The 22,799-nt window shown below is 68.9% G+C and carries 23 protein-coding genes and 1 pseudogene; 8 read left to right on the forward strand and 16 right to left on the reverse strand.

Annotated features, from left to right (window positions below; translation table 11 throughout):
- Window positions 1-38: 38 nt before the first annotated feature.
- From BST44_RS11220 to BST44_RS11235, 4 genes are all read right to left on the reverse strand, one after another.
- A complete protein-coding gene (locus BST44_RS11220; protein WP_083177185.1) occupies window positions 39-449 on the reverse strand; it encodes a VOC family protein in 411 nt (136 codons plus the stop codon).
- A 4-nt stretch (window positions 450-453) separates the two neighbouring features.
- Entirely contained in the window at window positions 454-900 is a 447-nt protein-coding gene (locus BST44_RS11225) for a helix-turn-helix transcriptional regulator (RefSeq protein WP_083177186.1), read from the reverse strand.
- A 9-nt stretch (window positions 901-909) separates the two neighbouring features.
- Entirely contained in the window at window positions 910-1,812 is a 903-nt protein-coding gene (locus BST44_RS11230) for an NAD-dependent epimerase/dehydratase family protein (protein WP_083177187.1), read from the reverse strand.
- Between the two features lie 442 nt (window positions 1,813-2,254).
- Window positions 2,255-3,169, reverse strand: a complete 915-nt coding sequence (locus BST44_RS11235; RefSeq protein WP_083177188.1) for a universal stress protein — start codon at window positions 3,167-3,169, stop codon at window positions 2,255-2,257.
- Window positions 3,170-3,484: 315 nt separating this feature from the next.
- On the opposite strand from BST44_RS11235, the gene BST44_RS11240 reads away from it, so the two are divergent.
- A complete protein-coding gene (locus BST44_RS11240) occupies window positions 3,485-4,213 on the forward strand; it encodes a PE domain-containing protein (RefSeq protein ID WP_244184786.1) in 729 nt (242 codons plus the stop codon).
- Window positions 4,214-4,230: 17 nt separating this feature from the next.
- Here the strand turns inward: BST44_RS11240 and BST44_RS11245 are convergent, their stop codons facing one another.
- The gene (locus BST44_RS11245; protein ID WP_083177190.1) at window positions 4,231-5,415 is read right to left on the reverse strand and encodes an acyl-CoA dehydrogenase family protein; all 1,185 of its coding nucleotides are present in this window, start codon (window positions 5,413-5,415) and stop codon (window positions 4,231-4,233) included.
- Window positions 5,416-5,560: 145 nt separating this feature from the next.
- Here BST44_RS11245 and BST44_RS11250 point away from each other — a divergent pair, with 145 nt between their 5' ends.
- Window positions 5,561-5,938, forward strand: a complete 378-nt coding sequence (locus BST44_RS11250) for an NYN domain-containing protein (protein WP_083177191.1) — start codon at window positions 5,561-5,563, stop codon at window positions 5,936-5,938.
- Window positions 5,938-6,894, forward strand: a complete 957-nt coding sequence (locus tag BST44_RS11255) for an NAD(P)H-dependent flavin oxidoreductase (protein ID WP_083177192.1) — start codon at window positions 5,938-5,940, stop codon at window positions 6,892-6,894. The genes BST44_RS11250 and BST44_RS11255 overlap by 1 nt, the downstream gene beginning before the upstream one ends.
- On the opposite strand, the gene BST44_RS11260 is transcribed toward BST44_RS11255, so the two are convergent.
- Together BST44_RS11260 and tpx are read right to left on the reverse strand one after the other, a co-directional pair.
- Window positions 6,875-7,189, reverse strand: a complete 315-nt coding sequence (locus BST44_RS11260; RefSeq protein ID WP_083177193.1) for a DUF4333 domain-containing protein — start codon at window positions 7,187-7,189, stop codon at window positions 6,875-6,877. The genes BST44_RS11255 and BST44_RS11260 overlap by 20 nt on opposite strands.
- A 161-nt stretch (window positions 7,190-7,350) precedes the next feature.
- Window positions 7,351-7,845, reverse strand: coding sequence for a thiol peroxidase (gene tpx, locus BST44_RS11265; protein WP_083177194.1), 495 nt, complete (start codon window positions 7,843-7,845; stop codon window positions 7,351-7,353).
- 110 nt (window positions 7,846-7,955) lie between these two features.
- Between tpx and BST44_RS11270 the strand changes: the two genes are divergently transcribed.
- Together BST44_RS11270 and BST44_RS11275 are read left to right on the forward strand one after the other, a co-directional pair.
- The gene (locus BST44_RS11270) at window positions 7,956-8,906 is read left to right on the forward strand and encodes a GlxA family transcriptional regulator (RefSeq protein ID WP_083177195.1); all 951 of its coding nucleotides are present in this window, start codon (window positions 7,956-7,958) and stop codon (window positions 8,904-8,906) included.
- Between the two features lie 17 nt (window positions 8,907-8,923).
- Window positions 8,924-9,661 (forward strand): DJ-1/PfpI family protein, encoded by a 738-nt coding sequence (locus BST44_RS11275; RefSeq protein WP_083177196.1) that lies wholly within the window; start codon window positions 8,924-8,926, stop codon window positions 9,659-9,661.
- Between the two features lie 222 nt (window positions 9,662-9,883).
- Here the strand turns inward: BST44_RS11275 and BST44_RS11285 are convergent, their stop codons facing one another.
- Window positions 9,884-10,360, reverse strand: a complete 477-nt coding sequence (locus BST44_RS11285; protein ID WP_083177198.1) for a nuclear transport factor 2 family protein — start codon at window positions 10,358-10,360, stop codon at window positions 9,884-9,886.
- Window positions 10,361-10,419: 59 nt separating this feature from the next.
- Between BST44_RS11285 and BST44_RS11290 the strand changes: the two genes are divergently transcribed.
- Window positions 10,420-11,190, forward strand: coding sequence for an SDR family oxidoreductase (locus BST44_RS11290; protein ID WP_083177199.1), 771 nt, complete (start codon window positions 10,420-10,422; stop codon window positions 11,188-11,190).
- Here the strand turns inward: BST44_RS11290 and BST44_RS11295 are convergent, their stop codons facing one another.
- The 3 genes from BST44_RS11295 to BST44_RS11305 form a co-directional block, all read right to left on the reverse strand.
- Window positions 11,191-11,964: a YqjF family protein gene (locus BST44_RS11295; protein WP_142274456.1), complete on the reverse strand. Its 774-nt coding sequence runs from the start codon at window positions 11,962-11,964 to the stop codon at window positions 11,191-11,193. It abuts the gene before it with no gap.
- Between the two features lie 147 nt (window positions 11,965-12,111).
- Complete coding sequence (locus BST44_RS11300; protein ID WP_083177200.1) at window positions 12,112-12,477, reverse strand: SpoIIAA family protein; 366 nt, start codon at window positions 12,475-12,477, stop codon at window positions 12,112-12,114.
- A 116-nt stretch (window positions 12,478-12,593) separates the two neighbouring features.
- Complete coding sequence (locus BST44_RS11305; protein ID WP_083177201.1) at window positions 12,594-13,250, reverse strand: hypothetical protein; 657 nt, start codon at window positions 13,248-13,250, stop codon at window positions 12,594-12,596.
- A gap of 113 nt (window positions 13,251-13,363) precedes the next feature.
- Here BST44_RS11305 and BST44_RS11310 point away from each other — a divergent pair, with 113 nt between their 5' ends.
- Window positions 13,364-14,215 carry a bile acid:sodium symporter family protein gene (locus tag BST44_RS11310; RefSeq protein WP_244184792.1) on the forward strand — a complete coding sequence of 284 codons (852 nt, stop codon included), beginning with the start codon at window positions 13,364-13,366 and terminating at the stop codon, window positions 14,213-14,215.
- Between the two features lie 12 nt (window positions 14,216-14,227).
- Here BST44_RS11310 and BST44_RS11315 read toward each other — a convergent pair whose 3' ends face one another.
- The 4 genes and pseudogenes from BST44_RS11315 to BST44_RS11330 all read right to left on the reverse strand — a co-directional run bounded on the left by BST44_RS11315 (window position 14,228) and on the right by BST44_RS11330 (window position 20,483).
- Window positions 14,228-14,908 carry a GAP family protein gene (locus BST44_RS11315; protein WP_083177203.1) on the reverse strand — a complete coding sequence of 227 codons (681 nt, stop codon included), beginning with the start codon at window positions 14,906-14,908 and terminating at the stop codon, window positions 14,228-14,230.
- Window positions 14,909-17,236 (reverse strand): arylsulfatase, encoded by a 2,328-nt coding sequence (locus tag BST44_RS11320; protein WP_083177204.1) that lies wholly within the window; start codon window positions 17,234-17,236, stop codon window positions 14,909-14,911.
- An 89-nt stretch (window positions 17,237-17,325) separates the two neighbouring features.
- The gene (locus tag BST44_RS11325; RefSeq protein ID WP_083177205.1) at window positions 17,326-18,558 is read right to left on the reverse strand and encodes a serine hydrolase domain-containing protein; all 1,233 of its coding nucleotides are present in this window, start codon (window positions 18,556-18,558) and stop codon (window positions 17,326-17,328) included.
- A 90-nt stretch (window positions 18,559-18,648) separates the two neighbouring features.
- A pseudogene (locus BST44_RS11330) lies at window positions 18,649-20,483 on the reverse strand (fatty acyl-AMP ligase).
- Window positions 20,484-20,725: 242 nt separating this feature from the next.
- Between BST44_RS11330 and BST44_RS11335 the strand changes: the two are divergent.
- Entirely contained in the window at window positions 20,726-21,193 is a 468-nt protein-coding gene (locus tag BST44_RS11335; RefSeq protein WP_083177206.1) for an SRPBCC family protein, read from the forward strand.
- Between the two features lie 207 nt (window positions 21,194-21,400).
- Here BST44_RS11335 and BST44_RS11340 read toward each other — a convergent pair whose 3' ends face one another.
- Complete coding sequence (locus BST44_RS11340; RefSeq protein ID WP_083177207.1) at window positions 21,401-22,564, reverse strand: LLM class flavin-dependent oxidoreductase; 1,164 nt, start codon at window positions 22,562-22,564, stop codon at window positions 21,401-21,403.
- Window positions 22,565-22,799 lie beyond the last annotated feature (235 nt).

A 22,799-nucleotide genomic window follows, 5' to 3' on the forward strand; every position in this document is an offset into this window, starting at 1 on the left:
CGGAAACGGCTAGGGGCCGCCGACCACCCGGCCGGCGTTCAGCGCAGCTCTTGGATCCGGACCAGGTTGCCCGCGGGATCGCGGACGGCGCAGTCGCGCAATCCGTACGGCTGTTCCGTCGGTTCCTGGACGATGTCGACGTCGTTGGCCTGCAGTTGCTCGAAGGTGCGGTCGAGGTCCTTGGTCGCCAACAGCAACGTGGCGTAGCTGCCCTTGGCCATCATCTCGGCGATCGTCCGCCGCTCGTCGTCGGTGAGGCCCGGGTTGGCAGCCGGCGGGTTCAGCACGATCGACGTGTCGGGCTGGTTCGGGGGTCCGACGGTAATCCAGCGCATCTTGCCCTTGCCGACGTCCAGGCGGACGTCGAAGCCGAGGATGTCGCGATAGAAGGCGAGCGAGGAGTCCGGGTCGTCGTGCGGCAGGAAGCTCGAGTGAATGGTGATGTCCATGGGGTCAGGCTAGGTGCGGCCCGGCGGCCGCCGCTTCTCGATTCCTGATCGGTCTGGTCACCTGTTTGGCCACGCACGGCGGCATCCCCGCCAACGCGTCCGCCGCGCGGCGCCGGTAGGCGCTCGGTGGCATGCCGACCAGTTCGGTGAACCGAGTGCTGAAGGTGCCCAACGAGGAGCACCCGACGGCGAAACACACGTCGGTGACGCTGAGGTCGCCGCGCCGCAGGAGCGCCATCGCGCGTTCGATGCGCCGCGTCATCAGATAGGAGTAGGGCGATTCTCCGTACGCCCGGCGGAACTCGCGGCTCAGGTGGCCCGCGGACATGTGCACGTCGCGGGCGAGCGCCTCCACGTCCAGCGGCCGCGCGTACTCGCGATCGATCCGGTCGCGGACACGGCGGAGCAGCGCCAGGTTGCGCAGCCGCTGACCGTCGGATCCGAGGCGCACCGATAAGCCCTAGGCGCCCAACAGCTCCGGATGGAACTTGGCCGCCATCCGGCGCAGGCCGTCACGCCAGTCGACGGTGGTGCCGCCGATCAGTTCGTGCATCCGGTCGGTGGTTGTCGGATTGCCGCGCAGCGCTTGCCCGCTGACGTCGAAGACCGGCTCCTTGCCCACCAGCGAACCCAGATAGCCACACCACTCCTGAATGCTGACCGTCTGGTCGCCGCACCAGTTCACCGTCGTGGCCGGGACCGATGCGACCTCCAGCAGCTTCGGGATGGTCGCGATGATGTCGTCCTCGTGAATCGGGTTGTAGCGGGCGGCCTCACCGGGTGGGACCGGGATCGGGATGCCCGCCAGCATCATCTCCATGTGGTAGAACGGCCACCCGCCGTTGTCGCCGTAGGGAACGTTGAGCCTGGCGACGGTGGTGGGCACGTCGAGGGCGCGCGCCATCGACCGGGCCACGACCTCGCCGGCGATCTTGGAAATGGAGTAGGTGGGGAACAGGCACTTGTGGTTGTCGCCCAGGGCGGCGTCCTCGGCTCGCGGGTCGTCGTCGGGCGGGTCGTAGACGGCGGCGGAAGAGCAATGCAGGAACGCCTTCGCGCCGCGGCAGTGCGCCATGAGCAGGCCCACCGACTCGGCGTTGGCCGCGAGATCCTTGTCCCAATGTCCGCTCTTGGCGACCGCCAGGTTGAGGACGTACTCGAAATCGTCTGGCAGGTCGGCGAACTCGCCGGCCGCCAGGTTGACCGTCTGGCAGCGGACGCCCGCCTTCTCCAGCCCCTCCCGCGCCGCCGCGTCGGTGAACCGGGCGATGCCCCACACCTCGTTGTCGGCCGCGAGCGCCCGTGCGATGGGAGTCGCGATTTGACCGGTCGGGCCGGTGATCAGGATCTTGGATCCGCGCATGGGCTGATAGTAGCGGTGCTGCGACGACTCCCCCTTTAGGGCCGATGGTCCCTACCTTCACGTCAGTGCGTGCGACATCATTCGACACATGACGGCAGCCGCCGCGTACACGGCTGGACGGGTTCGTTCGACAGATCAGGCCCCCGGGCGTGGTGTGGCTGGGCCCGAGCGTGCCGAAGACTCCGGCTCCGCTGTCCTGGCTCGTCTGTCGGTGTAAGAGGAACGCAAAAAGGAGGACATCATGTCGCGAGGCGCTGGAGAACGCTTTGAGTGCGAAGAGTGCGGGGCAGTGTTGATTTACGAGAAGCCGTGTCCGTGCACGTCGGAGAACGAGCACTCCGAAATGTGCTGCAACAAGCAGATGAAACAGCTGGTGCGCGCCCAGTAATTTCGATCGGTAACGTCGATCGCGGCTGTCTCGTTGACTTCGGTCATGCGGAAGCTAGTGGTGTTGAGGCGCCCTGGCGACGATCACCGGTATCCGCGCGGCGTGGACGACGCCCCGGCTGACCGACCCGAGCAGCATGCCGGTGAAGCCGCCACGGCCATGGCTGCCCACGACCAGAAGTTGCGCCTTCCCGGCTTGTTCGAGTAGCCGGGGCTTGGGTCGATCGCTCACCGCGATCTTGTGCACGACGACGTCGGGATAGCGTTCCTGCCATCCCGACAGACGCTCTGCAAGCACCTCTTGTTCACGAGCCTCGTAGTTCGCCCATTCGATCGGAGCCCGCCCGGGGCGCCCGAACTCCAGTGCCCCCATGTCATCCCAGGCATGCAGCGCCACCAGGTCGACGCCGCGCCGGGATGCCTCGTCGAACGCGATTTCGGTGGCCAGCGCCGAGGTCGGCGAGCCGTCGATACCCACCACCACCGGCGCCTGAGGCGATATCGGAAGTGCCTCGTCATGGTGGATGACCGCAACCGGGCACTGCGCACGGCGGATCAGGTCGGAGCTCACCGATCCGAGTACCGCGCGCGCCACCGCACCCTGGCCGGAGCAGCCGACCACGATCATCTCAGCTCGCGATGAGAGGTCGACCAGGGTCGGAATTATCGGCCCGAACAACGCCTCGCTGCTCACATGAGACACGCGACCCGGCGCGGCTTCGGCGGCGATCTTGCAGGCCGTTTCCAGAAGGTGATGCTCGAAGTCCTGCTGCGCAGCCGCATATTCGACGGGTAGCGTGGCCGGCGGCAAGGGTTCGCTGAAAGCAGGAATCGGCGGCGAGACATACACCAACTTCAGTGCCACATTGCGCATCTCGGCCTCTCGCGCGGCCCACTCGACCGCCGCGATCGACGGCGATGAGCCGTCGACACCGACAACGATTCCCAACGACGTTGGTTCTGGTGACATCCGAATCTCCCTTCCCGAGGTGGTACCCGGCTGCGCCGCGCGGACTTCGGCGGCGCGAGATGAGAGCGACGTTAGGCAATTCAGAGCCGCAGGGCAGGAGGCGTTGGTCCCCACCGGGCAGGCACTATTGCCCCGGTGCACGCCGAGCTTTGGTGGGTCGTGCTCGCACGGGACGGCGCCGGTGCGCGCCGGGAGGAAAGGAAGTGTGGGCAGCACACCGCCGGCGCCCTTAGACTTGATGCACCGCCCAGCGCAGCTGGCCCCCGACGTATCGGCGCTCAACGCTCGCACAGGAGCAGCACGCATATGGAACCCATGACACACGATCCAGCTGCCGGCGCCATCGGGCTTCAGGTGGTCGAAATCGCAACCCGCGGTTTGGCTTCGGCCGCGACCGCGTCGGCGGCGGTGACCGCGCTGGCTCCGGCCGGAGCCGACATGGTCTCGATTCAGGCCGTGGCGGCCTTTGCCGCGGAGGGCGCCGCGATGCTGGCGTTGAACACCGCGGCCCAGGAGGAGGTGGCCCGCACCGGCGTCGCCTTGACCGACATCGCCCGGATGTACGCCCAGGTCGACGGAGAGACGGCGGGCACTTTGGACTCGGCCGGCGGCCGCATCGCCGGCCAGACCTTCGTCGGTCCGAGGGGCGGCGGTGGACTGCTGCGGGCGGAGATGGTGCCCGGGGCGGGCGGCTCGGCCCCCCGCACGCCGCCCCTGGCCAACCTGGTCGAAGGTGGGCCGGTCGCCGGCCCGGCACCGACGGTGCCGACCACTTCCCCGACGGTGCCGACCACTTCCCCGACGGTGCCGACCACTTCGCCGACGATGCCGGGCCCGTCCCCCGCGATGCCCGCCGCGGCCAGCGCCGCGTCGACGTTGCTGGGCGCTGGCGCCGCCCCGTTGAGTTCGTTGGGCTCGCTGGCCCAGGGCGCCTCGGCCGGTGGCGCCTCCGGGCCCGGCCTTGCCTCGTCGCTGACCGGGCAGAACGACGAGCCCGGGCGCGATGACTCCCCCGACCAACAGCCGGGTCAACGCCTGGTGTAACCGGCGGCGTCAGCGACTCACAGACCGGGCTGGTCGTCGATGATCCCGAGCCAGATCTGCGCGACGTCGATGGCCACCTTCTCGCTGATGAAGGCGTGTTGTGTGCCGGTGTAGATGTCCCGGAACGCGCGCTCAAGGCGGCTGCCCTCGCGGATCGAACTGGTGCCCGCGACCAGGTGCGCCCACTCGGCGCAGGCGCGGGCCGTGTCGGTCGCGTAGACCGCGGCCACCCGCATGTCCGCGCGCAGCGCCGGTGTCAGCTCCTTCCCCGACGCGACCGCGGCCTCGGCGGTGGTGAACGCGTCGAGCACGAGCAGGCGAGCGGCGCGCCAGGCCGCACGGTGGTGCGCCAGCCCCTTCTGAAAGGTGGGCCGGCTGGCGAGCGACGCCATGTCGCTCATCCGGAACTTCGTCGCGGCCAGCTCCTGGACGTCATCGAGCATGCTCTTGGCCACCCCCAGCGCCCAGGACGCGTGGCCGGCCGCGGTGACCGGCATCAACCCCATCCGGGCGGCCGGGGAGGAGCCGCGATGCGGCTGCCGCGTGAACAGCTCGAAGGTGCGGCACGCCGGCACGAACACCTCCTGGGCGCTGTAGTCATACGACCCAGTTCCCTTGAGCCCCTGCACGAACCAGCCGTCGTCGAAGCTGATCTGGTCACGGGGAATGACCGCGACCCGCATCTCGGGGAAGCCTTCACTGATCCAGCGCATCTCGCCGTCGTCCATGGGCAGGAAGCCGGCCGCGATGTACTGCGAGTGACCGGTGCCCGAGCCGAAGTTCCACGACCCGCTCACCAGGTAACCGCCGTCGACCGCGGATCCTTGTCCGTTGGGGAAGAATTGGCCGCCCATCGTGACCCGGTTGTCGTGCGCGGTGAACACCTCGGCGAAGCCTTCTTCGGGCAGGTACGCTGCGGCGGCGAACGAGGACGGCAGGTTGGCGATGCCGACCCAACCGAAAGACCCGTCCTGCCAGGCCATTTCGATCCACGTCTCGATCATCTCGGTGAACGACGGCTCCACACCGCCGGCCGCGACCGGGTTGAAGGCCGACATCAGCCCACTCGCCCACATCTGGTCGACGATCGCCGGCGTCAGGGTGCGCGCCCGCTCGGAATCGGCGGCCTCGGCGCGCACCAGCTCGCGCATGCCGCGAGCCAGCGAGACGATCCGGTCATCGGTGTCGGCTGTCAACGTCATTCACCTGTCCCAACTGTGCGACGGCATCCGCGGAAACTGACATCGGTGACCGTACCAACGACTCAACGTCGAAAAGAATGAAATCGCGCCCCGCGAAGTGCGGGGTGGTGATTGGTAGGGCGAAACGGCGCCTTACCGTAAGGGCGTGCGGTGGATCGTGGACGGCATGAATGTGATCGGGAGCCGCCCGGACGGTTGGTGGAAGGACCGAGGCCGCGCCATGCTCATGCTGGTGGACCGCCTCGACCAGTGGGCTGCCACGCAGCCGGACCCCGTGACGGTCGTGTTCGAGCGACCGCCGTCGACCGCCATGACCGCGTCGGTGATCGAGATCGCGTATGCGCCCCACGCGGCCGCGAACTCTGGCGACGACGAGATCGTCCGTCGCATCCTGGCCGATCCACGCCCGCACGACATTCGGGTGGTGACGTCGGACAGGGGGCTCACCGACCGCGTCGTCGGCCTGGGCGCGGCGGTCCACCCCGCCGCGGGCTTCCGCGACCTCATCGATCCGCGGGGGTGATGATCACGGGCGCCGCACCCAACCGGGTCTGCGAACTCGCGCGGATCGACATCCCGATCATTCAGGCGCCGATGACCTACATCGCCGGCGCCCAGCTGGCCGCCGCGGTGTCCAACGCCGGCGCGCTGGGCATCATCGAGACCACCTCCGAGCAGGGCCGGGCCGATCTCCGGCGGGTCCGTGACCTCACCGACCGTCCGGTGGGCGCCAACATCGCGCTGATCATGAACCGCGACCCGGCCACCGTGGATCTTCTGGCCGCCAACGGCATTCGGTTCGTCACCACCTCCGCCGGTGATCCGGCGCTGTTCACCGGCCGGCTCCACGATGCCGGCATCACGGTGTTCCACGTCGTCGGCACCCTTGCGGCGGCGCGCAAAGCGGTCGACGCCGGGGTGGACGGTCTCGTGGTGGAGGGCGTCGAGGGTGGCGGGTTCAAGAACCGATTCGGTGCGTCGACCATGGTGCTGCTGCCGTTGGTGGCCGCCCACGTCGGCGTACCGATCGTGGCCGCGGGGGGAATCTGCGACGCGCGCTCGATGGCTGCCGCCGTGGTGCTCGGCGCCGAGGGCGTGCAAATGGGCACGCGGCTGCTGGCATCGGCCGATTCGCCGGTGCACGGCAATCTGAAGAGCGCGGTCGTCGCGGCCGACGAGACGTCCACCGTGCTGCTCCCCCTCGACGGCACACGCATGATGCGGGTCATCCGGACGGCCGCCGCCGAGAGGTTGGACGCCGCAGCGTCGTCCGGCGGCGGGACCGCGGCACTGCAACGGGTGCAGCGGCTTTACTTCGACGGGGACTTGGACGCCAGCGTCGCGAACACCGGCCAGGTGGCCGGGCGGATACAGGACGTCCCGCCGGCCGCCGACATCATCGAGCGGATGTGGGCGGGATGTCGCGAAGCCCTGGCGGGGGCCGCGGGTCGGCTCGGGCCTAGCTCGGACGGCTCCTGACGTCGAAGACGACCTTTTCACCCTCGACTTTGGTTATCCGCATGTGCGCGGTGTAGGGCTTGCCCTCCGGGCCGGTGAAGTGACAGTCGAACTCCTGGCCGACCTTCGCCTCGACGCCGGAAGGGCAATTCACGTCGGCCGGGCGGAATCCCGTTTGGCTCGAGACGACGTCGACGACGGATTGCGCGGCGCCGTCGGGTTTGACCGTCGTCTTGGTGCCGCACGCGGCGAGCGGCAGGCCGACCGCGGCCAGCACCAGCACACCGGACGCAACGCGAAACTTACCGGAATCCATTCGCCGGTACTCCTTTGCCGCCGACCCGCCCACCGCCCGCGCGGTGGATGGGTCAGGCTAACACGCATCCGGCGCATTGGGACAGCTCAGAGTGGCGGACGCCGGGCGCTTCGCAACGCACGCCCGACGACCGCTCTATGCGCGAAGCCGATTAGCTGTGGTCAGCCCGCCGCGGCAAGCGCCGCGTCGTAGTTGGGCTCCTGGGCGATCTCCGGAACCAACTCCGTGTAGGTGACCTTGCCGTCGGGGCCGACCACCACGATGGCCCGGGCGAGCAGCCCGGCCATCGGGCCGTCCTTGAGGGTGACGCCGTAGTCGTCGCCGAAGCTGCTGCGGAACGCCGAGGCCGTCGTGACGTTCTCGATGCCCTCCGCCCCGCAGAACCGCGCGAACGCGAACGGCAGGTCCTTCGACACGCACACCACCGTGGCGCCGCTGGCGGCGGCGCGCTCGTTGAAGGTCCGGACGCTGGTCGCGCAGACCGGCGTGTCCACGGACGGGAAGATGTTGAGCACCACGGCTTTACCGTCGAGCTGGTCGCTACTGACCGCTCCCAGATCGCCGCCCGTCAGGATGAAGGCCGGCGCCGAAGATCCGACGGCAGGCAGCTCGCCGACGGTGTTGATCGGATTTCCACGCAACGTTATCTGTGCCATGCGGACAGTCTGCCAAGCCCGCCACGGCAGCCATGGGCCAGGTCCCTTGTCCTAATTGGTGGGTTGCATGGCGTAGACGACATGCCAGGGTGTGCCGAACACTTGAGTCCATGGCTCGCAAGGTGGTCATCGTCGGGTTCCCCGGCGTGCAGGCGCTCGACGTGGTGGGCCCGCACGACGTCTTCACCGGCGCGGCGCTCCTCACCGGGGGCGGCTACGACGTCGTCGTGGCCTCCGTCGGCGGTCGGCCCGTGGCGACGCCGACCGGCCTTGCCTTCGTCGCGGCGCCGCTGCCAGACCCGGGTGCCCCCGTAGACACCGTCGTGCTGCCCGGCGGCGGGGGCATCGACGCGGCGCGGTCGGATGCCGAGCTGATCGGCTGGATCAAGGCCGTCGCGGCAACCGCCCGCCGGGTGGTCACTGTCTGCACGGGCGCCTTCCTGGCCGCCGAGGCCGGGCTGCTGGACGGGCAGCGGGTGACCACGCACTGGGCATTCGCCGGCCGACTGGCCCGCGAGTTTCCCGCGGTCGACGTCGACGCCGATCCGATCTTCGTCCGGAGCTCGGACACCGTGTGGACGGCCGCCGGTGTCACCGCGGGGATCGACCTGGCGCTCTCGCTGGTCGAGGACGACCACGGCACCGAGGTCGCACAGACCGTCGCCCGCTGGCTGGTCCTGTACCTGCGCCGCCCCGGCGGGCAGACGCAGTTCGCGGCGCCGGTGTGGATGCCGCGCGCCAAACGGAATTCGATCCGCGCTGTGCAGGAGGCGATCGAGGCGGAACCCGGCGGCGAGCACAGCATCGACGAGCTGGCCCGCCGGGCGGCGATGAGCCCGCGCCACTTCACCCGCGTGTTCACCGCCGAGGTGGGCGAGGCGCCCGGGCAATACGTCGAGCGGATCCGCACCGAGGCCGCGCGCCGGCAGTTGGAGGAGACCGACGACACCGTCGTCGCGATCGCCACCCGCTGCGGCTTCGGTACCGCGGAAACCATGCGGCGCAACTTCCTTCGCCGGGTCGGCATCCCGCCCGACCAGTACCGCAAAGCGTTCGCCTGACCAGAAAGGACTGCACCATGACCCAGATCGCGATCGTGACATATCCAGGATTCACCGCGCTCGACATGATCGGCCCGTACGAGGTGCTGCGCAACCTGCCGGACGCCGAGGTGCGGTTCGTCTGGCACCAGACGGGTCCGATCACCGCCGACTCCGGCGTCCTGGTCATCGGGGCCACCCACTCGCTGACCGAAACACCCTCGCCCGACGTGATTCTCGTGCCGGGCGGCCCCGCCACACCGGTGCATGCCCGTGACGAGGCGCTGCTGGACTGGCTGCGACGGGCCGACCGGACCGCCCGGTGGACGACGTCGGTGTGCTCCGGGTCGGTGATCCTGGCGGCCGCCGGCCTGCTCGCGGGCCGGCGCGCCACGTCGCACTGGCTCACCGTTCCGGCATTGAAGGCGTTCGGCGCCGTCCCGGTGGGTGACGAGCGAATCGTGCACCAGGACAACGTGGTCACCTGCGCGGGGGTGTCGGCGGGACTCGACCTGGCGCTGTGGCTGGCCGGCGAGATCGCCGGCGAAGGCCGCGCGAAAGCGATCCAGCTGGCGATCGAATACGATCCCCAGCCGCCATTCGACTCGGGCCATTTGTCGAAGGCGTCGGCGACCACGAAGGCGGCCGCGACCGCGCTGCTGTCCAGGGAGAGTGCGAAACCGGCAAACGTGAAGGCAGCGACGATGCTGGCCTGGGAGCAGGCGCTTGCGGCCGTGCGCTCACGGCGACGGGGGCGCCAGGCTGCTTCGGCTTAATGGCTCAATAAATGGTGGCGACCCGCCGCGCCCGGCTACGCCGCGCTTGCGATCGCCACGGGTGGATGGTGGCGACCCGCCGCGCCCGGCTACGCCGCGCTTGCGATCGCCACGGGTGGATGGTGGCGACCCGCCGCGCCCGGCTACGCCGCGCTTGCGATCGCCACGGGTGGATGGTGGCGACCCGCCGCGCCCGGCTACGCCGCGCTTGCGATCGCCACGTCAAGCCCCCGGCTGCGGGATCGCATCCGACTCCAGCCGGCCCCCGGCCTGCAGCCAGGCGCCAACCACGCCGGGCGCATCCCGGTTGGGGTTGTAGATGTCCTCCTCGCTGGAGAACAAGCCGTCCCCGGCGTAGACCAGCCGGGTCCAGTTCGGAAACCAGAAGGGTTCGCCCTCGGGATCCGTCGGGTGGTCGAGCAGATTCTTGATCATCACGACGACGGCGTCGTTGTCCTCGTCGTAGGCGGTCCAGTCGGACGGAAATCGCATGTGCGGGAACGGCGCCATGACGGCGACGATCCAGTCCCGGACGGCCTCGCGGCCATGGAACACCCCATAGTGGTGTTCGGTGTAGACGACATCCTCGGTGAAAAGGTCGGCGAACGGTCGCCAATCCCCCGAGGCGCTACACCCCTCCACGACCCGCGTGTAGTTCTCGACCGCCTGCTCGATTTCTGCCCTGGTGAATTTGCCCATGGCGGACACACTAGAACGTGTTCCGCTTATTGGTCGCTCGTCTGGGATAGGGATGTGGCATGAACGTCTTGGAATTGTTCGATCTGCGCGGCAAGCGGGCGCTCGTCACCGGGGCATCCAGCGGCATCGGCAAGGAAGTGGCGCGGGCGTACCTGCAAGCGGGTGCCGACGTGGCCATCGCCGCGCGCCGCGCCGACGGCTTGGAGCGGGTCGCCCCGGAGATCGCGGCGGACGGCGACGGCAAGGTCGTGCCGATCGTCTGCGACGTGACCCAACCCGACCAGGTGACCGACATGCTCGAGCGGGTCACCGCGGAGCTGGGCGGCGTCGATATCGCGGTCTGCAACGCCGGGGTCATCACCGTGAACGGGATGCTCGACATGTCGCTCGACGAGTTCGAGGACATCCAAAAAACCAATGTCACAGGCGTTTTCCTGACCGCGCAAGCGGCCGCCAGGGCGATGGTCCGGCAGGGGCAGGGCGGCGCCATCATCACCACGGCGTCGATGTCGGGTCACATCATCAACGTCCCGCAGCAAGTGGGTCACTACTGCGCGTCCAAAGCGGCGGTGATTCACCTGACCAAGGCCATGGCCGTCGAATTCGCGCCGCACCGCATCCGGGTCAACAGCGTCAGCCCGGGCTACATCCTCACCGAACTCGTGGAGCCGCTGACCGAATACCACCGCCTGTGGGAGCCGAAAATACCGCTCGGCCGGATCGGGCGCCCCGAGGAACTCACCGGCCTGTATCTCTACCTCGCGAGCGAGGCGTCCAGCTACATGACCGGCTCCGACATCGTGATCGACGGCGGATACACCTGCCCGTAGCTATGCGACGCGGCTGGGGCGGCCGAAACGCGTTCGCACAGCAGGCGAAAAGAGCGCGCGCAGCCGCTCGCCGGCAGGCCGCACGGAGGCGGCCGCCACCAGTTCGTCGTCCAGCTCGACGATCTCGGCCGCCCGCAACGGCCAGGTCTCGTGCTCGTTCGGTATCCACCAGGTCCGGCCGGCCTTGCGGGTGTGGGCGCCCCATCGGGAGGTGAGCCAGACTTCCAGCGGCGTCGGTTCCACGGGGGCGCCGACAACGACCTCGACGCGGCAGCGCAAGCCGCGGCGGGGCCAGCGGCGCACGCTCGCATACGCGACGCGGTCGCCGTGCCGGGTCAGCCGCATCCGCGCCCAGGTATAGGGGACGCCGAGGCCGGCACGGACGACCGGCACGACCGCGAGCCGCGCCGTCTCCAGCGACCGGAACAGCACACCGTGGCGGCCGGAGTCGTCGACGGAGTACAGCCGGACGTTGGTCTCGGGGAAGCTGCCGAAGTACGGAAGCCGAAGCGAAGAGCCAACTTTGGTGCTGTCCATGGCGAATGGGACCAAACCGACGTAGGTCATCCCGTCGGCGAAGACGTCGGGCCGGGTGCCCGGCGGGTACAGGGCTTCGACGGTATCGGGCCGCACCGGCCAGTGGAGGAAGGTCAGATCGCGCCAGCGCTGATCGAACGTGACCGGCCCGGGCAGCGGTGGCGGCGTGATGGGAAATCCCGCGAGGGCCTCGCTCCCGCCGGGCCCGGCGAGCGGCGGGTCGGGCGTGGCGGTCATCGGACCATCGTGACACGCGCCGCCGTCAGGGGTGCCGGGCCGGCGGGACCGCCGCGCACCGTGCCATTGTCGGCACGTCGAAGAACTCGCCGACCCCACCGGTCGGGCCGACTTCCTGGCCTCCGAGTTGAGTCCGGCCGCAAGGACTTACGAACCGTTGATCCACTGTCGCGCCCGATCGATCCGATCGGCGGGAAAGTGCTGGATTTCGGCTGACACAAAATGCGACGCGAGATGCTCGGCGACGTCCCCCAGAAGCGAGTCGGTGACCACCGCGACCTTCTTGATGTGCTTTTGGTGGTCGTGAATGAAGCGGAAGTGAGTGACCATCGCCCCGAAGCTGTCCCAGCCGGGAAACGACGCCGCGCTGATGATCAGGCCGGCGAGGTCGCCCTTCGCCGCGATCTGAGGATCGACGGCTTTCGCGAGTTCGTCGAAATCGCTCTTGTCGAGCGCGGCCTTCGGTCGCACTTCCAGGACCGAATGCTCGGTGTCCAGGTCGTATTCGATCATGGCTTGCTCCTCGCGGCTCGCTGGGTCTTCAGGTGGCGTATGCCGCCATGATGCGGGCACCGGCGCGCGGGGGGTAAGAGGCGAAGGTCATCGGCGATGGGCCGCGGCCTCGCGGCCTAACTCTCCAGCTCGCCGGAAATCCCGCGCTCGAGGCGGTCCTGCGTCGTGGCGGGCAGTACCATCAGCCCGTCGAGTTCTCGGCGGGCAAAGTCGTAGGCGTGCCGACGTTCCTGTGTGGTCGCGGCGGCGTCCGACGCCACCCGTAGCAGGTTTTCGGCCCGCGCGATGCGTTGCTGGTCCGCCCGGGAGAAATCGCTGCGGCGCCTGCGCCGCGCTTCCGTCTCGGCGGCGCTGAAGGCGGTCACGTAGTCCTCGACGGCGGCCCGGTATTGCGCGGCGGCCTCGCGGTCGTCGAGGAGGTCTTCGGCTTTCACGGGGCGCAAGAAGTCGGCCCGGAGCTTGGCCTTGTGGAACGCCATCGTGAGCGGGTCGCGCATGTCGGTCATGAGCGGGAAGTCCAGCAACTTGGCCACGTCGAGCTCGTACTCGAGCCAGCGCGCGTCGGTGCGGCCGTGCTCCTCGATGACCCGGCGCAGCGACGTCCACTGTGCGACGTGATTGTCGCCCGTTGGCGCCGCTTCGGTCCGGTCGGGATGCGGAGGCTGTTCGGGCCGGCGGCGGTTGGCGCCGAACGCTCGCACCGCTGCGACGGTCGCTCCAGCCAGGGGCAGGATCACGATCAACAGCTCGGCCAACCGGATGAGTAAACCCACACGGCCAGGATGCCACCAGCGGATCGCCGACATGCGCGTCGAGAGCGGGGTCGCCGACTCCGGCCATCTGCCTGCCCTTCTCCGCCGGGCGTGGCAGGCTGGCCGCTGTGAGCATGGCTGATGCGGCGCGGCTGGCCTTTCAAATCAGCCTCTTCGTGGTGATTCTCGGGTACGGGTTGACCGCGCGGTTCGCCGATGTCATCTACGTGCTGCGGCTGCCGGATCTGTTGGTCCGTTCGTTGTTGTCCGTGCTGCTCGTCGCGCCGGTGATCGCCGCGGTCTTGGTCAGCGCGCTGAACCTGCGGCCCCAGGTGGCCATCGCGCTGGTCACATTGGCGATCTCACCGCTGCCGCCGCTGCTGCCGCGCCGGGGGGAGAAGGCCGGGGGGCGGGAGCAATACGGGCTCGGCCTCGTCGTCGTGCTCGCCGTCCTCGCCGTCCCGGTGATCTCCGTGGCGGTGCCGCTGGTCGGGCGGGTGTTCGGGCATCAGTACGTCGCAAACCCTTGGGCCATCGCGGAACTGATGCTGGTGTCGGTGTTGGCGCCGCTCGCCGCGGGCGTGGCGATCCGTACCCGCTGGCCGGCACTCGCGGACCGCATCGAGCGGCCGATCGACCGCGTGCAGCGGTGGGCGTTGCCCGTGGCCATGGTCGTCCTGCTGATCGCCGCGGCGCCGAGCATGTGGCGGCTCCTGGGCGAATCGACGTTGGTGGCAATGGTGTTGTTCGTGTCCAGCACCCTCGCCGTCGGGCACGTGCTGGGCGGGCCCGACCCCCAGTCATCGGCGGTGTTGGCCTTCGCCAGCAGCTGCCGCCACCCCGCAACCGCGCTGACCATCGCATCGGCGAACTTTCCCAACGCGGACGAACACGGCGCCGTTGCGCTCTACGGTGTGGTCACCGCCGTCATCGGGGCGCTCTACACTTTCTGGATGCGCCGACACGCGGCCCCGTCCCCCGCGTAACTGCGGGCGGCCTTACAGAATCCCTAAGCCGCGAAGGGCTTTGGTCCCGAACCAGATCCCGAAAATCACGCCCACCACGATCACGATGTACCGGTCATGGTCCTGCAGCCAGCGCAGGACGCGGTCCAGCAGCGAGCGGGATCGCCTCGGGAAAATCGCAGCAGCACCGACGATGAGCAGGTTCGCGCTTGCGGCAAGCACCACGAAGACCACGTACAAACCGATATTGGCAGGCCGGCTCAAATTCGCGTCGCCGACCACCCCGATCGCCGCCAGCGTGAAAACCCAGGCTTTCACCGAGACGGTGATGACGCCGGCGCCGATCAGGAAGGCCTTGGCGGGGGTGGCCGACGTCAGCATGGTCATCCACTTCGGCGGTGGCGCGTTGGGGTCGTCGTCGGTGAACAGCTCCCGCTCCGCCGTGACCAGAAACAGCACGGCCACCACCAACAGCACGGTGGACACGATCCAGTGGTGCTGGCGATTCGAGTCGGCGCTGCGGGATCCCCAATGCAGGATCGACCCGAAGACGAGGCCTTGCAGCAGGCGCGTGCTGATGTGCCCAGCAACCCAGGCGCCGGCAGCTCGCAGACGCGATGGGGTGCCCAGCAGCATGATCGTGATGACGATCTCGACCGGTTCCAGTGCGCTGCCGAGGATCAACGGAATGAGGCCGCCCCAGACGGCGAGCATTTATTGCGCTGCCTGTGCCGCGCGCAGTTCCGCCTCGGCGATCGCCGCGGCCAGATCGGCAGGCTGCGGACACACGGTGGCCTCGATCCGGTCGATTCGGCCCGTGAACCGGACGTCGTGCCCGTACGGCACAACCGGGGAGCCGGTGTCGGTACCGATGTCCAAGGTCTCGCCGCTCATCGAGAACCGGAACGGCACCGTGCGGTCGACGCGGCCGGTGGCCACCTCGGCGTCATCGACGTGGAGCGACACCAGGGCGCCCTTGCCCAACCCCCCGCCGTCGTAGTCGAACGAAACCCGCAGCGCGACTGGGCCTTTTGACAATCGCTCGGTGGCCGCGACGGTGGTGAGCTCATGGCCGAAGTAGTTGTAGACGAAGTGCGGAACGCTGTCGCAGAGGTACAGACTCCATCCGGCCATCGCGCCGCCGATGCTGATGATCACCCCCTGAGCCCCGCCCGGCGGGATGAACAGTTGCGCCACCAGCTCGAAGGAGGTGCTGGTGTAGCCCAGCGTCACCGGTTCGGGGATGCGCACCTGCCCGGCGTAGTAGGTGACCGAGGTGCGCCCGCCCAGCGGGTGTGGCCGGTTGACGGGCAGCGCGCGCGCCAGCGTCGCGTCGCTGAGCGGGTAGACGTCGTATTTGCGCGCCTCGGCGTCGAACACCGCCCGAAGATCGGCGAGCTTGTCGGGGTGTTGGGCCGCGAGGTCGACGCCCTGGCTGAAATCCTCGGCCAGACGGTAGAGCTCCCAGCGTTCGGTGTCGCCGAACGGTGTCGCGCGCTGGGCGCGTACCCAGGGCAGCCGGCCGTGAAAGCACGAGGCGATCCAACCCTCGTGGTAGACGGCGCGGTTGCCGAAGATCTCGAAATATTGAGTGGTGCGCCGACTGGCCGCCGAGTCGTCGTCGAACGAGTACATCATGCTGACGCCCTCGACCGGCTTCTGTTCGACACCATCGACACGGGCCGGCATTTCGATGCCGGCGGCCTGCAGGATGGTCGGAGCTATATCGATGACGTGGTGGAATTGCTCGCGCTGCTCCCCCGCCGCCGTCATGCCTCGCGGCCACGAGATCGCCAGCCCGTTTCGGGTTCCGCCGAAATGCGACGCCACCTGTTTCATCCATTGAAACGGGGCGTCGAGCGCCCATGCCCAGCCGACGTTGTAATGGTTCTCGCATCGTCGCGTGCCGAAGTCGGACATGTGGGCCAGCAGCCACTCGGGATCTTCGGGCATCCCGTTCTGGAACGCCGGCGAGCTCCAGGCGCCGTGCAGCGTTCCTTCTCCCGACGCGCCGTTGTCGCCGCAGAGGTAGATGAAAAGGGTGTTGTCCCACTGCCCCAACTGGTCGACCGCGTCGATGACCCGCCCGATCTGGGCGTCGGTGTGGGCCAAAAAGCCGGCGTAAACCTCCATCAGTCGCCGGGCCACCGGCTTGTAGCGGTCGTCGTAGTCGGCCCATGCCGGTATCTGCTCGGGTCGCGGCGTCAGCCGTGCGCCGGCGGGGATGATGCCCATTTCGAGCTGGCGGGCATATGTGCGTTCCCGCAACGCATCCCAGCCGTCGTCGAACCGCCCGGCGAATCGGTCCGACCATTGCGGCCACACGTGGTGGGGGCTGTGCGTGGCGCCGGGCGCGAAGTACACAAAGAAGGGCTTGTCCGGCGCCGACGTCTGCTGCAGCCGGATCCACTCGATCGCCCGGTCGGCGAGGTCCTCCGTCAGGTGGTAGTCGTCGCGTCCGACGTACGGCTCGATCGGTGTGATCTGGTCGTAGAGCGCGGGTTCGTACTGGGAAGTGTCGCCGCCCAGAAAGCCGTAGAAGCGTTCGAATCCCAGACCGGTCGGCCAGCGGTCGAACGGGCCGGCGGGCCCCGTCTCCCACGTCGGGGTGAAATGCGCCTTGCCGAACAACGCCGTGCTATAGCCGTTCAACCGCAACACCTCTGCGACCGTGGCGGTGCTTCGCGGGATAACGCTGTCGTAACCGGGCAACCCGTATGCGATTTCGCAGATGGTGCCCATGTGCGCGCTGTGATGGTTGCGTCCGGTCAGCAGTGCGGCGCGCGTAGGAGAACACAAAGCGGTCGTATGGAATTGGTTGTAGCGCAAGCCCGCGCCGGCGACCCGGTCCAGCGCCGGTGTCGGCACCGGCCCGCCAAAAGTCGATGCGGCCCCGAATCCGACATCGTCGAGCAGCACCACGACGACGTTGGGAGCGCCCGCGGGCGGATGCACGATCGACGGCCGGACTGGGATGGACGGGTCCGCCGGCGAGTCGGTGTGTCCGGGGAGTCGTTCCTGGTGGGGGGGCAGGTCGACCATCGCGCCTCCTGGTGCTGGTGTTGCGGATCCCCGGCCGTCCCCCATGCAATTTCGGCGCCTTCACCCAGGTGGGTGCGCTCCCGCCGGCGTCACGTCTGTGGCCGCACGCCGAGCACATCGCGGAACAGGGCCTGCCGCAACGCGAGTTCGCGAGGGTCGCTCCACAGGTGGAAACCCAGCCGGTTCATCACGTAGGCGAAGCCGACGCCGGTGTCCGGGTCCGCGCAGCCGAACGACCCGCCGAAGCCCGGGGTCCCGAAGGCCCGGCCCGAGGAGCCGAAGGCGAAGTGCGGCAAGGGTTTACAGAATCCGAGTGAATACGCGACGTCCACGTTCATCACCTTGTCGCGAATGCCCCGGCTCGGCGGCAGTCCCGGCGCGGCCAGCGCATCGACGGTGTCGCCGGCCAGGCCGAGCTCGGCGCCCCCGGTGGCCGCGCTGCCGTACAAGCGTGCCACCGACCGGGCGGTGCCGATGCCGTTGGCTGACGGGATCTCGACCGCCCTCACGTCGTCGCGGTTGTAGTCGCCGTTGAACGCGTTGACGCCGCGCGGGACGGCGATGGTGCGCGCCGTGAGGCCGACCGGGTTGAGCGAGGCACCCACGAATCCGGGCGGCATCACCTTGAGATGCAGCAGCGTTTCGGCGCGCACCCAATTGTGGACCTGCGCGACCCGCCCCCGGTCGACCGAATCCGGCAAGCCGATGTGGAGGTCGAGACCCAGCTGCCGGACGACCTCGTCGGCCATGAAGCGGCCCAGCGTGCGGCCCGCCGGGTCGGTCCGGCGGATCAGTTCGGACTCGTACCAGCCGAGCGTGATCGCGTGGTAGCCGTGCCGGGTGCCCGGTCGCCAGGCCGGTGCCTGGCCCGCCAGAATCGGTGCGAGCCTGTCCGGGTCGGCGACGTCGGAGAGCGTCGGCTTGGGCTTGAGCGCGCACAGGCCGGCTTGATGCCCCAGGAGCTGACGGACCGTCACATCGCCCTTGCCCGCGTGCGCGAACTCCGGCCAGTAGTCGGCGACCCTGGCGTCATAGGAGAACAGTCCGCGGGAGGCGGCGACCGCCATCACCAGGGCGGCGACACCCTTGGTCGTGGAGAACATGTTCACCATCGTGTCGGGCTGCCAGGGTTGTTTCGCCAACCCGTTGCGGTAGCCGCCCCACAGGTCGACCACCTTGACCCCGTCGCGGTAGACGGCGACCGCCGCTCCCACCTCCGCGCCGTCGCGGAAGCTGGCGCGGAAGGCGTCGGCGACCTTCCCGTAGCCGGTATCCACGTCGCCGTGAATCTGATCCGCCGATACCGCAATCTTGAGCACCATCGTCGCTCCTCCGAGTGGAGACTCCGAGTGGAGACTAAGGCAGCGGCGCCGGCGGGCAGCGTCTTTTGGCCGGTTCCGCGGCGCGGGGAGTCAGTGGGTGCCCAGGCCGCCGCTCAGGTACTGGGCGCGGCAGGCCCGGCGCGCCAGCTTGCCGCTGGTGGTGCGGGGAATGGCGCCGGCCGGCAGGAGCCGCACGTCGGCGACCGGCAGCCCGTGGTGGTGCGAGACCGCGGCCCGGATCGCGTCGATGGCCGGTCGCGGGTCGGCGCGACTGGTGCCCGTCGCCCGTTCGGCGACGACCACCAGTTGTTGTCCGGCGTCCCCCGCGGGGACCGCGAATGCGGTCACGTATCCCCGGCGGACGAGGGGCGACGCCTCGGCGACGGTCGCCTCGATGTGCTGCGGGTAGTGGTCGCGGCCGTCGACGGTGACCATGTCGGCGATCCGGCCGGTGACATAGAGCTCGCCGTCGAGATATGTGCCCAGGTCGCCGCTCCGCAGCCACGCCCGGTCGGCCGTCGAACCCTCGGCGTGGCTGCCCTCGGCGAGCCGCGATCGCAAGCGGGCGCCGAACGCGCGGCGGGTGTCGTCGGGCAGCCCCCAGTAGCCCCGGCCGACGTTGTTGCCCTGGACCCAGATCTCGCCTACGCGGCCGTCGGCCAGCTCGGTCCCGGTGTCAGGCTCGACGATGACGGCCCATTCGCTGCGGCCCACCTGGCCGCAGGAGACCTGCGCCACCGCCGTCGGGGCGTCCGCCGCGACCCGCACCGCGCGACCGGCACCCAGCTCCTCGCGGTCGAAGTAGGCGGGTGTCGCCTCGGCGGCGGGCGCGATGGTCGCGACGAATAGGGTGGCCTCCGCGATGCCGTAGGAAGGCTTGAACGCGGTCGGCGGCAGACCGTACGGGGCGAACGCCTTGTTGAAGGCGTTGATCGCCTCGATGCTGACCGGTTCCGACCCGATGATCAGCACCACGTTGCTCAGGTCGACGTCGTCGCCGGGCGCGGGCAGCCCCCGCTGGGCGGCCCATTCGTAGGCGAAGTTCGGCGCCGCGGTGACGGCACGCCCCGCCTGGGCCGACAAGGCCTTGATCCAGCGCTGCGGGCGGCGGACGAACGCCGCCGGTGACATCAGCGTGGAGTGTCCCCCGTACACCGCCGGGAAGCCGATCATCGACAGGCCCATGTCGTGGTAGAGCGGCAACAGCTCACGCCGTGGGTGTTGCGGTCCAGCAGGTCGATCGACAGGATCATCTGCACGAGGTTGGTGCCGACCGCACGATGGGTGATCTCGACGCCGACCGGGGGCCGCGTGGAGCCCGACGTGTACTGCAGGTGCGAGACGTCGTCGTGGCGTAACTCGGTGGGGGCGAACGATTCCCGCGCCGAGTCGGGAATCTCGTCGATGACGACGACCCGCGGCCGCTGCAGTTGCGGGAGGGTGTCCAGGAAATCCTCGACCGCGCGCCGCGCCGCCGAAGTCGTCAACACCGCAGTCGGCCGCGAGTCGCGCAAAGCCCTGTCCAGGCGTTCGGCGTGGCCTGGCAGTTCGGGCGCGAACAGCGGCACCGCGATGGTTCCGGCCTTGATCGCCGCGTAGAAACCCATCACATAGTCGAGGCCCTGCGGCGCGAGGACCGCGACCCGCTCCTCGCGCCCGGCGACCTGTTGGACGTGCGCGCCGATGGCCTCCAGCCGGACCCCGAACCGGTGCCACGTCACCTCTTCGACAGCCCCGTCGGGCGAACGGTTGTAGTCCAGGAAGCGGTACGCCACGGCGTCGCCGACGTTGGCGATGTTGCGGTCGATCAACGAGATCAGCGTGACGTCTGGCGGCGGCATGATGTTGCCCTCGGCGTCCAGGCAGTCCTCGATCCTGAGCAGGCCAGGGGGAGCTTTGGCGTGCTGCCGGAAACCGGATTCCATGACCCCACTGTAGGCAAGGTGACCGCGGCGGTTGCCCGGTTGTGCGGGTGACGGTCGGCACGCCGCGGCCGAAGGCCGTTCGGTGGGAACCGAATTCGAAAGCCAGGCCCGGTGTGCCGTGTGCGGCCGCGCCCGCGTTCCACGGCTCCCGCGGACGGCCGACGAAAACCCCCGGGGCGTCAGCGGTAGCCTACGCGCGAGCGGCACGCAGGGTCGTCGACGATTGCACCGGGAGTTGGGTCATGTCAGGCAGGAAGTATTCATTCGAGGTCAACCGGACCAGCAGCGCGCCCGCCGCGACGCTGTTCCGGCTGGTGACCGACGGCGCCAACTGGTCGCAGTGGGCCAAGCCCATCGTTGTCCACTCGAGCTGGGCGCGGCAGGGTGATCCCGCGCCCGGCGGGATCGGCGCGGTGCGCAAGGTTGGGTTGTGGCCGGTGCTGGTGCAGGAGGAGACCGTCGAGTACGAGCAGGACCGCCGGCACGCCTATAAGCTCGTCGGCCCCCCGACCCCGGCCAAGGACTACTCGGGCGAGGTGGTCTTCACGCCGAACCCGTTGGGCGGCACCGATATCCGCTGGACCGGATCGTTCACCGAGGGGGTGCGCGGCACCGGTCCGGTGGTGCGGGCCGCCATGGGCGGGGCGGTCCGGTTCTTTGCCGGCCGGCTGGTCAGGGCGGCCGAGCGCGAATCGAACGTCCAGCGCTAGGCGCTTTGCGTCCAAAGCTGCGCGGCGTCGAACAGGGTTGGCAGTGCAACGGTCGCAGCTCCCACGAAGGCGAGAAGGGCCGCTCGTAGCCGCTGGCGGTGGGGGGCGCCAGGTGTCATGCCTCAGTTGTGGGCCGCGACCCTAGCCGGCACCTGGGAGGCGGCTATCGCACTAAAAAGCCTCTCGGTATGAAGCCTCTCTGGAGCTCTACTTCGAGTCGACCTCGTCCTGATACTTCTTGGTCATGTGCGCGACGGCGTCCAACTGCGATTGCGCGAACGCCTCGCGGGCCTGGCCGGCACGCGCGGCGGCGTCCAGCGTCGGCTGCGCCTGGCCCTGGAAGTGCGGCATCACCTCGGCGGCGAACAATTCGGCGGACCGTTTGGTGGCGGCCGGATTCGCCCACTCGTGGCCCATCTGCAGCATGCAGCCGAACCCGCCGGATTGATCCCACAGCCGCTGCACCTGTTCGCGCGCCCGCTCGGGCGTGCCGATCACGCCCGCCCCGTTGTCGTTGATGACGTCGATCATCTCGTCGAGCTGCTCGCCCGGCATCGTCATCTGTGGGAAGGCGGCCACTTTTTGGAAGTAGCGGAACCACGGCTCGATTCCGAACTTGACCTCTTCGCGGGCCTGCTTTTCGGTTTCGGCGAGGTGGAACAACCCGACCAGGCTCCAGTTCTTGCGGTCGACCTGGGTGCCGAAGGCCGCCGCGCGCTCCTCGACGATGCCCCAGTGGTAGGAGAGCGCGTTGAAGCCCTCGACGGTCAGCGTCGCCCCGATGGAGAGCAGGCCGATGCCGTGCTTGCCGGCCAGCCGCGCACCTGTCGGCGACGCGACCGCGGCGACGGACAGTGGGATGCCGCCGTCGGAATAGGGGGCGAGCTGCAACTTGGCGTCGAACAGCTGATGCGTGGCCGTCTTGGCGCTCACGGTCTCCCCCGCCAGCAGGCGGACGACGATGTCGAGGTTCGTTTCGAGCAGCTCGCGGGTGTCGGTCGGGGTCAGTCCGATCATGGACGAGTCGCTGGGCAGGGAGCCCGGGCCCACGCCGCCGATGATCCGGCCGTGGGTGAGGTGATCCAGCAACATCAGCCGGTCGGCGACCCAGAGCGGGTTGTGGTACGACAGCGAAATGACGCCGGTGCCAAAGCGAATCCGCTTGGCGCGCTCGGCCGCTGCGGCGATGAACACCTCGGGCGAGCTGATGATCTCGCTGCCGGCCGAGTGGTGTTCGCCCATCCACACTTCGTCGAAGCCGAGGGCGTCGAGGTGCTCGATGAACTCCAGGTCGCGCTGCAACGCGAGCGTCGGGTTCGTGCCCGCCCGATGGAACGGGGCGATGAAATATCCAAACCTGAGCTTCGCCATCGAGGTCCCCTTGCATCCGAGTTGGGCAGAACCATAACGCGAATGCGGTGCCCCGCCTAGGTGATCGGGCAGAACGCTCGGTGGTCGTCAGGTTTCAGCCGGCGGGGCCAGGTGATCCCAGCCCCGCCGACTACGGGAGGAAGTCGTGTTGTGGTGCGCTAGACGGTATGGGGGGCGGCGTGAGGCCGAAGGCCTCGGGCTGCAATCGGACGTGGGTTGCCTGTATCGAGTGAAC

This window comes from Mycobacterium scrofulaceum, from assembly GCF_002086735.1.
GTDB classification, from domain to species: domain Bacteria; phylum Actinomycetota; class Actinomycetes; order Mycobacteriales; family Mycobacteriaceae; genus Mycobacterium; species Mycobacterium scrofulaceum.

Bases quoted from the DNA above. Each gene is read 5' to 3' on its own strand.
- BST44_RS11315 (WP_083177203.1), bottom strand. From the start codon at position 14,908: ATGCTCGCCGTCTGGGGCGGCCTCATTCCGTTGATCCTCGGCAGCGCA.
- BST44_RS11295 (WP_142274456.1), bottom strand. From the start codon at position 11,964: ATGACCGCCACGCCCGACCCGCCGCTCGCCGGGCCCGGCGGGAGCGAG.
- BST44_RS11240 (WP_244184786.1), top strand. From the start codon at position 3,485: ATGACACACGATCCAGCTGCCGGCGCCATCGGGCTTCAGGTGGTCGAA.
- BST44_RS11260 (WP_083177193.1), bottom strand. From the start codon at position 7,189: ATGGATTCCGGTAAGTTTCGCGTTGCGTCCGGTGTGCTGGTGCTGGCC.
- BST44_RS11285 (WP_083177198.1), bottom strand. From the start codon at position 10,360: ATGGGCAAATTCACCAGGGCAGAAATCGAGCAGGCGGTCGAGAACTAC.
- BST44_RS11255 (WP_083177192.1), top strand. From the start codon at position 5,938: ATGATCACGGGCGCCGCACCCAACCGGGTCTGCGAACTCGCGCGGATC.
- BST44_RS11235 (WP_083177188.1), bottom strand. From the start codon at position 3,169: ATGTCACCAGAACCAACGTCGTTGGGAATCGTTGTCGGTGTCGACGGC.
- BST44_RS11290 (WP_083177199.1), top strand. From the start codon at position 10,420: ATGAACGTCTTGGAATTGTTCGATCTGCGCGGCAAGCGGGCGCTCGTC.
- BST44_RS11320 (WP_083177204.1), bottom strand. From the start codon at position 17,236: ATGGTCGACCTGCCCCCCCACCAGGAACGACTCCCCGGACACACCGAC.
- BST44_RS11340 (WP_083177207.1), bottom strand. From the start codon at position 22,564: ATGGCGAAGCTCAGGTTTGGATATTTCATCGCCCCGTTCCATCGGGCG.
- BST44_RS11275 (WP_083177196.1), top strand. From the start codon at position 8,924: ATGACCCAGATCGCGATCGTGACATATCCAGGATTCACCGCGCTCGAC.
- tpx (WP_083177194.1), bottom strand. From the start codon at position 7,845: ATGGCACAGATAACGTTGCGTGGAAATCCGATCAACACCGTCGGCGAG.
- BST44_RS11270 (WP_083177195.1), top strand. From the start codon at position 7,956: ATGGCTCGCAAGGTGGTCATCGTCGGGTTCCCCGGCGTGCAGGCGCTC.
- BST44_RS11335 (WP_083177206.1), top strand. From the start codon at position 20,726: ATGTCAGGCAGGAAGTATTCATTCGAGGTCAACCGGACCAGCAGCGCG.
- BST44_RS11230 (WP_083177187.1), bottom strand. From the start codon at position 1,812: ATGCGCGGATCCAAGATCCTGATCACCGGCCCGACCGGTCAAATCGCG.
- BST44_RS11245 (WP_083177190.1), bottom strand. From the start codon at position 5,415: ATGACGTTGACAGCCGACACCGATGACCGGATCGTCTCGCTGGCTCGC.
- BST44_RS11325 (WP_083177205.1), bottom strand. From the start codon at position 18,558: ATGGTGCTCAAGATTGCGGTATCGGCGGATCAGATTCACGGCGACGTG.
- BST44_RS11310 (WP_244184792.1), top strand. From the start codon at position 13,364: ATGGCTGATGCGGCGCGGCTGGCCTTTCAAATCAGCCTCTTCGTGGTG.
- BST44_RS11300 (WP_083177200.1), bottom strand. From the start codon at position 12,477: ATGATCGAATACGACCTGGACACCGAGCATTCGGTCCTGGAAGTGCGA.
- BST44_RS11220 (WP_083177185.1), bottom strand. From the start codon at position 449: ATGGACATCACCATTCACTCGAGCTTCCTGCCGCACGACGACCCGGAC.